Below are 5,098 nucleotides of genomic sequence, written 5' to 3'. Positions count from 1 at the left end.
CGCTCCCACGGTAGGAGGCCAGCCCTCTGGCCGATTTGAAGGGGCCTGCGGCCCCGAGCGCGGCCAAGGCCGGCGCCTACAGGGTGCCTCATTTGTAGGCGGTGCGGTCCGACAAACAATCCTACCGCTTGCGGATGAACACTACGCCTTCGCTGTCCCCCAGAAACAGCGGCTGCTTGAAGTCGGCCTGCGGCAGTCCGGGTGTCAACAGAGCTACCTGCCAGCCGTCCTGCGGCAGATTCGGTACGGGCAATTCTGCCGGGGTGATCTCGCGCGGTGATCCCTCCATGTTGGCGACAAACAATATGTCCTCGCCTGTGTCCTTCAATTGCCGATACCCGCAGAACACCACTGCCCCTTCACTGGGATGCAGGTAATCGAAATAATCGCCCTCCTGCAGATTATTGCGCAGTTCGGGTCGGGCCCGCCGGAAAGCACGCACACTGCGAAACAGCGCACTGGGCGCATCGGCCAGGCCATCCTGCCAGTGGCTGACGTTGCAGTAGTCATGCACATCGTCCATCCAGTCGCGGGCAATGGCTTTCAGGGTTGCGACATCTTTCACCAGCTTGGAGAAGTCCTCTTCGCTGGCTTGCAACAGACGCAGAATGGCGGCCAGGTCATAGTCGGTCACCCGAACAAAGGCAATCAGACTGTTCAGATAGCCGCGCAGCGTCGACAGATTGCGGAAGCCCCGCTTTTTCAGTCGTTTGAAGTGCTGGCGACGACCAAAGTCTTCCTCGGTCACCGCCCAGTAGGTGAAATAGGCTTCCTCGGCCATCACCTTGACGCCATATCGGTCGTCGATATTGCGCATGAAGCTCCAGGGGGCTTCCAGGCTGCCGTTGATGAATTCCATCGGGATGCCGGGCAGCATGGCGTAATCCAGCATGTGCGAGGCTGGATTGTTGTAGGCCTTGCGGAAAATATCCGGCAGGGTGTCCCCCAGGTAGGTGTTAATGGCCTCTGTCGGGTCCACCTGGGTGCCACGACGCAATGTGTCGTGGTTGGCGCAGCCGGTAATCCAGTGGCTGCCTACCTCAGCGATCTCACGCAAGCGCCACCATTTGCTCACCCAGAACGAAAACAGAAAGGGCGTGTTGTGAGCGAACGTCAGCGGCCCCCACTGCACTACATCGGGCTGCTGACGGGTGACCTCCCGGTAGGTGGATGAAAGCTGCCAGTCGTCGCGCGGCCAGGGCCGGCCATCCTCGAAGATCATCCACGGCCGATAGCGGGCCGGGCCGACTTCGACCGGCAGGTCGCTCATGGCCATCAGGTATTCATCGTCATGGTAGAGCTGCTCTGCGACTGGGTCCCAGATCTTGAAATCCTGGGCGCCGTCGACCCGCAGGCCGTCAATGCCGAAGTTGCTCTTGCGCCGCTGCATTTCCAGCAGGCCGGCACGCACCACCGGGTGCCGATAGTTCAGGTTTCGCCCGTACATGTTGGCGCCGGCAAACCAGGTGTCATTCATGTAGGCCACGGTCTGATTGTCGGTGTGCCCATAGACGATGTCGAAAATCACCCGGATTGGTTGCCCGGGGAAGGTATGCAGGGTGGCAATCAGGTCCACCAGTTCTTCAGGCCGCTTGCTGGCCGTTACCGTGGCGGCTACGGCCGGAGAGCCCAGGCTCATGACGTCATAGCCCCAATTGGTCATGGCGGGCGCCTGCACGCTCACCTGAGCGTTGCCTTTCTGATCCGCTTTCATACTCCAGAACCCGTCGCCTGACTCGAACTCGATGGTCGGCTCCAGCGGCATCAACTGGACGGCGTCATACTCCAGATAGGCGCGTTCCGCCGGTGTCAGTGGCTCACCTTTCTCCACCTTCTTCGCCAGTCGCTTGTAGAGGCGCGTCAGACCGGCCAGCGTACCCTCCGCTGTGGAGGTGCCCGGATGCAGCTGCAGGATGTTGACCGGGCCCAGTTGGGTCACCAGACCATCCGGCTCTTCCCGGCCTTTTACCTGTTCCAGATAAGTCTGATCAACGCGGCCTTCATGCAAGGCGGTCATGTCATAGGCTTCTGCAGGGGAGCTTGCGCCAAAGGGCAGCGAGTGGGCAAAAGGGTCACGCACGACCTGCCACTGCCCCTCTGCATCGCGAAACTTAAGCCAATAGAAACTGCCGCACTGGTTGCGCGACCCGGCCTGCATCCCGCTGATCACCGCCCAGCAGTAGTCATCATCACGCAGTACCGGCAGGTGCTCGACCCGGGCCTTGAAGGACTGTTGTTCCTGCGTGAAATCCACCTCGGCCAGCGGCGTAATGATTTCCAGACAGAGGTCTTCGACGCGTTGGTGTTCAGCCGGCACTTCGGGCGCCCAGAAGCCAAGATAGCAGTCGCCATCGGCGCTGAAATGAGCGCCGAATCGACGTACGATCTGCTGCGCTGCAGAAAAGGGCTCAAGCGCCCCCTGGGATACCTGCTGACGCCAGTTGGCCAGCGCCTGAGTGGCTTCTTCGTTGAAGGTGCATTGCTTCTGGGACATAAATCTGGATTCCATGCAATCGATTGCGGCCTATGTATTCTACTCGATGGGAGGGCAGGAGCAAAGATGGGGGACCTGACGGCCCCATCGCGCAGCGGGGCCGATGCGTCGGACCGGCGCTCCTACTGCACGATCGGTGCTTGTGTTCCGTAGGAGGCCAGCCCCCTGGCCGATTGAACAAGGGGCCTGCGGCGCGAGCGCGGCCAAGGCCGGCGCCTACAATGGGGTCTCGGCCACGGCGTGCCAGAGTTGCTCCAGCTGGTCCTGGTGCCACATCTGGGCCTCTGCTCCCTCCAATGGCCCCTGGTAGACTTGCAGCGCCTGTGCGGCCTGAAAGAACCCGGGGCGCGGATAGGGCTGCTTTTTCTGCACCACAACGGCTGCCAGCGGCGGCCGTTCGAGCATGGCATCCTGCCATTGCAGAATTTCCAGCCCCTGAGTCAGCGTCTGCATGGCAGGAGCCGGGATATGCAGGGCCTTGATCACGCCCTGATAAGGCACCGTGGCTTCGGCCCTGGCCACGCCGGTCAACAGTACACGCAACGCTTGCAAATCCAGCATGGGAACCTTTTTCTGAGACTTGGGTCACAGCGCATGTTAGCCGACGGTGTAGCATGCTGCAAAACACTGTATTTACTTTCGACAAGAGCGATCTCCGGCCAGACTTGTTAGAATTGGACACGGCTCACGTTAGCCTTGTTGAACCGCCTCCTGAACGGAACCCGATACATGCGATCTAGTGCCCTGCTGACCACCCTTGCTCTGGCCCTGTTCAGCGCCCTGCCGGCGTCCGGCCAAGACTTTCTGCCGGTTGATGAAGCCTTGCAGATGTCGTTCCACAGTGATGGCGGCGAACTGGTGGTAGACTGGTTCATTCAGCCCGAGCATTACATGTATCGCGAGATGACCAGTATTTCCCTGGCGCCGGATGTCGACGAGGATATCCTCGGCAGCTATGGCGAGATGCAGATCTCCAACCATGATGTGGAGCTGTATGACCCGACCTTTGACGAGGTCATGCCGGTTTACTACGAATATCTGACCCTGCGCCTGCCGGTTGACGCCGAGGGGCCGATAGACTTTCAGGTCCGCTATCAGGGCTGTGCCGAGGCAGGCCTTTGTTACCCGCCGCAAACCCGTACCGTCACCTTCGACCCTGCCAATGAAATCACTGGTGGTACCGACAGCGGCAATGGTGCCGTCGCAGGCTCCTTCAATGCTGCCGGCGGGAGTACCGGAGGCACTCTTTCCGGCCCGGCCAACCTGACGGGTGGCGGGCTGGCAGAGTTTCTGGCTGGCGGTTCCATGTGGCTGGCGGTCGGGCTCTTCTTCCTGCTGGGCATCGGGCTGGTCTTCACCCCCTGTGTGCTGCCGATGATTCCTATCATGAGTGCACTGGTACTGGGTGAGAATCGGCCCAGCACGCCACGCGCCCTGGTGATTGCATTGACCTATGTCGGCGCCATGGCCCTGACCTATGCCCTTGCGGGCGTGGTGGCTGCCTCATTGGGCGCCGCTGGCAATATCCAGGCCGCGCTGCAGCAGCCCTGGGTGCTGACCGTATTTGCAATACTGTTTGCCGGCCTCGGCCTGGCCATGTTCGGGTTGGTCAATCTGCAGACCCCGGGTCCAATCGCCCAGTTCGTGACCAACCTGCAAAATCGCATACAGCATGGTGGCCTGCCTTCGGTGGCCGGTATCGGCTCATTGTCGGCCCTGGTGGTGTCGCCCTGTGTGACTGCGCCGCTGGCCGGCGGCCTGATCTATATTTCTACCACCGGCAATGCCCTGCTGGGCTTTTCAGCGCTGTTCGCGCTGGGTCTGGGCATGGGTGTACCGTTGATTCTGGTTGCAGTGGGCGGCGCCCGCTGGCTGCCCAAAACCGGCCCCTGGATGCAGCAGATCAAGGTGCTGTTCGGTGTCTTGCTGATCGGGGTCGCCATCTGGCTGGTAACGCGCTGGCTCGACCCGGTGCTGAGTCTTGGCCTTTGGGGGCTGCTGGCGGTTGGCTACGCTGTCTGGCTGGGTGCGCTGGAGAAGTTCAGTGAATCGGCTGGCAAGTTGCGCAAGGCAGTGAGTGTTGTGTTGCTGGTATACGGTGTGGCTGCCCTCTGGGGCATGCTGAGCGGTGGCACTGATCCGCTGCGCCCGATACCGCAAGCCAGTGGCAACGGCAGTACCGTTACTGCAGAAGCGCCCTTCTATCGCTTTGATTCGGTAGAAGAGCTCTATGCTCAGTTGGCGCAGGCGGCGGATGCCGGTGAGCCGGTGATGCTGGATTTCTATGCGGACTGGTGTGTGTCGTGTCGCGTCATGGAGCGGCGCATCTTCGAGCAGTCGGATGTGCAAGCCGGCCTGTCCGACTATCGCTGGCTGCAGATCGATGTGACCCGCTTTGATGACGGACACAAGCAGTTGATGGATGAGCATGGGCTGTTCGGCCCGCCGGCCATTCTGTTCTATCAGCCGGACGGCACCCAGGACGGCACCCGCACGGTGCAGGGTGAAGTCAGCAAGCGGCAGTTCATGAGTCTCGTTGGAATCTAGTCGACAGAAGACAGAAGACAGAAGACAGAAGACAGAAGACAGAAGACAGAAGACAGA

Annotated in this window: 3 protein-coding genes; 1 reads left to right on the top strand and 2 read right to left on the bottom strand. The window is 60.7% G+C overall.

The features are described from left to right. Positions 1-121: 121 nt before the first annotated feature. Together gghA and LAT62_RS15820 are read right to left on the bottom strand one after the other, a co-directional pair. Positions 122-2,494: a glucosylglycerol hydrolase gene (gghA, locus tag LAT62_RS15825; RefSeq protein ID WP_293386113.1), complete on the bottom strand. Its 2,373-nt coding sequence runs from the start codon at positions 2,492-2,494 to the stop codon at positions 122-124. A gap of 216 nt (positions 2,495-2,710) precedes the next feature. Next, positions 2,711-3,055: a hypothetical protein gene (locus LAT62_RS15820; RefSeq protein WP_293386111.1), complete on the bottom strand. Its 345-nt coding sequence runs from the start codon at positions 3,053-3,055 to the stop codon at positions 2,711-2,713. Between the two features lie 168 nt (positions 3,056-3,223). Here LAT62_RS15820 and dsbD point away from each other — a divergent pair, with 168 nt between their 5' ends. After that, on the top strand, positions 3,224-5,041 hold the full coding sequence (gene dsbD / locus LAT62_RS15815) for a protein-disulfide reductase DsbD (RefSeq protein ID WP_293386109.1): 1,818 nt from the start codon (positions 3,224-3,226) through the stop codon (positions 5,039-5,041). Positions 5,042-5,098 lie beyond the last annotated feature (57 nt).

It is taken from the genome of Natronospirillum sp. (assembly GCF_022565775.1).
Classification (GTDB): Bacteria; Pseudomonadota; Gammaproteobacteria; order Pseudomonadales; family Natronospirillaceae; genus Natronospirillum.
This window is presented reverse-complemented; position numbering and strand designations above follow the sequence as displayed.